The sequence below is a fragment of the Microvirga tunisiensis genome, assembly GCF_009296175.1.
Classification (GTDB): domain Bacteria; phylum Pseudomonadota; class Alphaproteobacteria; order Rhizobiales; family Beijerinckiaceae; genus Microvirga; species Microvirga tunisiensis.
In genome coordinates this window covers 1-4,876 of sequence record NZ_VOSK01000409.1, presented here as the reverse complement: position 1 = coordinate 4,876, position 4,876 = coordinate 1, and the positions used below count along the sequence as shown (strand labels likewise).

Annotated in this window: 7 protein-coding genes; all 7 read right to left on the bottom strand. The window is 58.1% G+C overall.

Going from position 1 to position 4,876, the window contains the following annotated elements; genetic code table 11:
• Positions 1–122 precede the first annotated feature (122 nt).
• Positions 123–329, bottom strand: a complete 207-nt coding sequence (locus FS320_RS37980) for a hypothetical protein (protein ID WP_152717448.1) — start codon at positions 327–329, stop codon at positions 123–125.
• A 5-nt stretch (positions 330–334) separates the two neighbouring features.
• A complete protein-coding gene (fliR, locus tag FS320_RS37975; protein WP_162003503.1) occupies positions 335–1,090 on the bottom strand; it encodes a flagellar biosynthesis protein FliR in 756 nt (251 codons plus the stop codon).
• Positions 1,087–3,162 (bottom strand): flagellar biosynthesis protein FlhA, encoded by a 2,076-nt coding sequence (gene flhA / locus FS320_RS37970; RefSeq protein WP_152717447.1) that lies wholly within the window; start codon positions 3,160–3,162, stop codon positions 1,087–1,089. Before flhA ends, fliR begins: the two co-directional genes overlap by 4 nt.
• Positions 3,163–3,285: 123 nt before the next feature.
• Positions 3,286–3,552, bottom strand: a complete 267-nt coding sequence (locus FS320_RS37965; RefSeq protein WP_152717446.1) for a flagellar biosynthetic protein FliQ — start codon at positions 3,550–3,552, stop codon at positions 3,286–3,288.
• Between the two features lie 2 nt (positions 3,553–3,554).
• The gene (gene flgD, locus FS320_RS37960) at positions 3,555–3,950 is read right to left on the bottom strand and encodes a flagellar hook assembly protein FlgD (RefSeq protein ID WP_152717449.1); all 396 of its coding nucleotides are present in this window, start codon (positions 3,948–3,950) and stop codon (positions 3,555–3,557) included.
• 15 nt (positions 3,951–3,965) lie between these two features.
• Positions 3,966–4,388 carry a flagellar biosynthesis repressor FlbT gene (flbT, locus tag FS320_RS37955; protein WP_152717445.1) on the bottom strand — a complete coding sequence of 141 codons (423 nt, stop codon included), beginning with the start codon at positions 4,386–4,388 and terminating at the stop codon, positions 3,966–3,968.
• Between the two features lie 67 nt (positions 4,389–4,455).
• Positions 4,456–4,731: a flagellar biosynthesis regulator FlaF gene (flaF, locus tag FS320_RS37950; RefSeq protein ID WP_244627652.1), complete on the bottom strand. Its 276-nt coding sequence runs from the start codon at positions 4,729–4,731 to the stop codon at positions 4,456–4,458.
• Positions 4,732–4,876: the final 145 nt, after the last annotated feature.

Below are 4,876 nucleotides of genomic sequence, written 5' to 3'. Positions count from 1 at the left end.
CCCAACAGCTCCAGCACCAACCGCTTCAGATCGGCGTTCGACAGGCCATCAAGATCCGGGGCCGGTGACATGCAGGGGATTGAATCAGAATTGTCGCTGCGCCGGAACCCCGACCCGCCAGCTCAGCCCGGACTTTTGCCAATGTTACCGACATCGACGAAAAGGCCGTGAAGCGTCTCGTGATCGTTCATCGTCTGAATGAGCGTTTCCTGGGCGATTCTGAGCTCGGACGCTTGTCGATCAAGATTGCCGAGCTTCAGTTCGGCCTCCTTCTGGAGGTGCTGCTGCACCTTCAAAATGCGGTCGAACTTCCGGATTCTTTGTCTCATCCTGCCTACCCGTCCCGAAGCCAGGTTGAAAAAGCTTCCATGAAGAGGAGCACATAGTCGCTTGCTGCGAAGTATACGATGAGCAATCCGCCGAACATGATGAAGGGCGTTGCCAGGAAATAGACCGGGATCTGCGGCGTGAGCTTGTTTGTCAGTCCGCCCGCCAGGTTGACGACAACCGAATACAGAATGAAGGGGCTGCTGATCCTGAGGGCAAGAACGAAAGCGACGCCGATCTGGTCGACCAGTTGCGTCAGCGAGAGCCGCATGCCCAGCCCCTCCCCCAGAGGCAGCCGAGAGTACGAGGCTATGAGACCCCGGAACAGTTCCCAATGAAGGTCGGACAGGAAGAGAACAGCCGTCGCGACCATCATGATGAAGGAGCTGATCGGAGGAAGAGGCTCCGCTTCGTCAATCGGCGTTCCCGGCATGCCGCCGAGGCTCAGAGCCAGCGCCACGGCACTCAACATGGTCTGCAGAGCCAGGAAGTAGACGCGTCCCAACAAGCCGATCAGGATTCCCGTCAGCAGCTCCGAGACGATATAAACCAAGATCGCGGCAGGAGACTGGGACGTGACGCCGGCCTGAACATTTTCGAGAAGAACCGGTGCCAGCGCCAGAGTGGTGGCCAAGCCTATGAAGAGCCGCACCTGAAGCGGAATCCGGTTGCTCGAAAAGCCCGGAGCGATCATCAGGCATCCGCCGATCCGGCAGAAGATCAGAAAGATCCCCAGCAGGATCTCGGGGGTTACCTGGTTCACGAGACCGTACCAAGCGAGTTGACCTCAACTCCCCGGGCGATTTCCAGATGCGACAGAACAGGCAGGGAGGAGAACATGCGCTCGACGATCATCCGCACATAGGGGCGAGAATCCGGCGCCGTTACGATGGCAAAGGTCTGAACCTGACCCATGCGGGTCTTGATGGCGTCGGAAGCCTCGACACCGAACTGCTCGACGAGACGCGGATCGATGTCGAACTCGACGACGTCGCCCTTTGCATCCCGCTTTAGGCTCTGATGGAATGCGATGTCCCATCTATTGCCGAGCCTCAGCACATTCAGGGCGCCCCCTTCCGCGAGATCGCCGCAGATCTGCTGGGCAATTCGAACCCGCACATGCTCCACCAGTTGCTCAGCGCGGCGCGCATGGGGAGCAATTTCGGCGACCGCCTCGAGAATCAAGCTCAGATTGCGGATGGATACCCGCTCGGCCAACAGGAGCTTCAATACGGATTGAAGACCGGAATAGGAGATCTGTGAGGGGCAGATATCATCGAGCAAGCGCTTGTACTCGGAATCGAGCCCATCCAGGAGATTGCGGACGTCCTTGTAGGACAGAAGCTGAGGCAGGTTATTGCGGATCACTTCGCTCAGATGCGTGAGAAGGACTGATGCCCCATCGACTGCGGTGAAGCCCTGTCGCTTGATTTCGTTTAGGTAAACGTCTGAAATCCACATCGCTTTCATGCCGAAGGCTGGCTCCCGCACCTCATCCCCCGGCACGTCGGGCATCGGACCATCGCCGAGCACGACGAGGAGATCGCCCGGGCGGATTTCCTGCGTCGCCACAACGGTGCCGTGGATTTTGATCTGATAGCTCTTCGGCGGGATCATGAGACTGTCCGAGAGCTTCACATCAGGCAGAACGAAACCGTAATCCTGGGCGAATTTCTTGCGCATCTTGCCCACGCGGTGCGCCAGATCCCCGTGCGAGCTCGCGAGATACGATGCCAGATGCTTGCCGAGGCAAAGTTCAATCTCGGCGAGCTTCAGGGACTCCTTCACCGAGTCTCGCGATTCCAGGAGATTCTTCTGCTGTTCCTGCACCAGCTTTGCCTGGGCCTGAGCTTCCTGGTCGGCTCTATGCTTGGGAATCGAGTAAGCGATGAAGCCCATACCGCCGCCGAGCAGCAGGAACGGGATCATTGGCAGGCCGGGCACAATGGCAAAGACGAACATCAGAGCCGAGGCGACCATCAGTGCTCTCGGATAGGCTCCGAGCTGATCGAGCACGGCCTTCTGCGCCTGCCCCCGTGTTCCTCCCTTCGACACCAGAAGACCGGCTGCCAGCGAAACGACGAGGGCCGGGATCTGGCTGACCAAGCCGTCGCCAACGGACAGCTGGGTAAAGACATCGGCAGCCTTGGACAGAGGCATGCCGTGGCGCGTGACGCCGATGATGATGCCGCCGAAGATGTTGACGGCGATCGTGATCAAGCTTGCGACGGCCTCGCCGCGGACGAATTTGGAGGCACCGTCCATCGATCCGAAGAAGGCGCTTTCTTCTTCAAGCTCGCGCCGCCTTTTCTGGGCCTCCTTCTCGTCGATCAGACCCGCGGACAAATCGGCATCGATGGCCATCTGCTTACCGGGAATGGCATCGAGCGTAAACCGGGCGCCCACCTCGGCGATACGGGTGGCACCTTTGGTGATGACCAGGAAGTTCACGGTGATGAGGATGATAAAGACTACGATGCCGATAACGAAATCGCCGCTCATCACAAATTGGGAAAAGCCGCTGATCACGTGGCCTGCGGCATCGACGCCCTTATGACCATCGGACAGGATGAGACGGGTCGAGGCAATACTCAGCGCGAGCCGCAACAGAGTTGCGATGAGGAGGACAGTGGGGAACGCCGAGAAATCGAGCGGCTTCTGAATCCAGAGCGCCACCATCAGGATCAGGACGGACAGCGCCACCGAGAAGGCGAGCCCCATATCGATCGCAAGCGGCGGAATCGGTAGAAAGAGAATGGCAAGGATGCCGACCACGGCACCGGCAAATGCCAGATCCCTGCCGCGTCCCTGGGCTGTAACTTCAGTTGCTTCCATGTGCCTGTCAGCTCAACGAATGAACGAAGAGACTGACACATGGACCATGAAGCTTGCGCGAGGGTCGCAAACCCACCTTTAGGAGCCGTCCCTCGTCCCTCATGCCGCTCGAGGGCCGGCGATCTAGAACCCTGTTACGATCTTGCCGTAGACCAATTCTGTGAAGGCAAAGATTTGCGATCCGACGAAGGACCCGGTCACGAGGGCCACCACCAGAATGGCGATGATCTTCGGGATAAATGTGAGAGTGACCTCTTGAATCTGCGTCAATGCCTGAATCAGCGCGATGACGATACCGATGATCATTGCTGCCGCGACCGCAGGTCCTGCAGCAATGATGACGGTCCAAATGGCTGCCCGTACAAGCTCAAGGGCATCGACTTCGTTCATCGTCAGCTCACGATGATGCCAGGTCCGAGGAGAATCTGTTCCCCGCCTTTGAGCTTGGCGACCGCGCCGTCGCTGGCGATCGTGACGGACAATACCTCGCCCGAGATCTTGCCGTCAGCGGTCGAAACCGTGCGGCCGATGACGCTGTCGGCCTGTGCCCATGTCGACGAAGAAAGCAGCGCATCGAGCTTGGAATTGCTCTTCACGGTCTGCTCGACTTGGGAGAAGGTCGCGAGCTGAGCCATGTAGTCGGTCGACTTCATCGGCTCGGTCGGGTCCTGATTCTTCATCTGCGTCAGCAACAGCTTCAGGAAGTTGTCGTAGGTTGCGGTCGAAGATGTCTCAGTTGTGGCCGTTCGTTGTGTCGTAACAGTACTGGAGACAGAGGAGACGTTCATCATGAGGCTCCTGAATTATGCCGCTTGAACTACGGCGGACTCCGCTGGTGCGGATTGATGAGCCTCGATTGGCTCGAACAGGGTTCGGATGGCCTTCAGCGCCTCGAAGGTGCGATCGGCTTCCACGAGGTCTCCGACTTTGCCCAGCGTATCCTTCACCGCTTCATCGGTGGTGACTTGGAGCAAGGCATCATGCAGTTTACGGAACGCACCCATGACCTTGCCCGCTTCCTGCGGATTGATCAGGAGAGATTGCACGACGAAATAGAGCTGACGCATCGGGGTTGTCGCCTCCGTGACCTGGAGGACATGGCTCTCCAGGAGGAAGCGCGCCTCGTTCAGGAGGCTCAAGGTCACTTTCTGGCTCACGGTCAGAACAGCGCCATTGATGAAGATGCGCTCACCGGCCTTCAGGGAGAATCTCATCTTGGCTTTCATTTTAGCCCCTCCTGGATCATGGTATTGATATCGATCAGCGCGTTCAGATTGTTGTGCTCCCCTATCGCTATGCGGCTGGCTCGCCCATGACCCAGAACCCGATCGAGATGAGCTGCGCTTTGAGCTTGTCAGGAAGTTCGTTGTCCGGACGCGCCAAGTCCTGGACGAAGACAGTCCACAGGCGCTGCAGGAATTCCATCGCATCGCTCATTTCGGGAGATCTGGAAGGCCGGCCCTCGGCAGCCTTCAGGAGACCGATCGCGCGATCAAAGACCTCATATTCGCGCTGCCGGCATTCTCTAGGAGCGTCTTCGACAACTTCTGCATATGAAAATCGATACATCGATTAGACCCGGTTACTAGAGCGCGTTGACATTCATTTGGTCCAGATGAACGCGCTGACGAGGCAAAGGATTGACATAAACGCCCGTGGGGTCTGTTCGTAGCGCGTGGCGATGCGTCTGAAGTGCTTGATTTTCAGGAAGAAG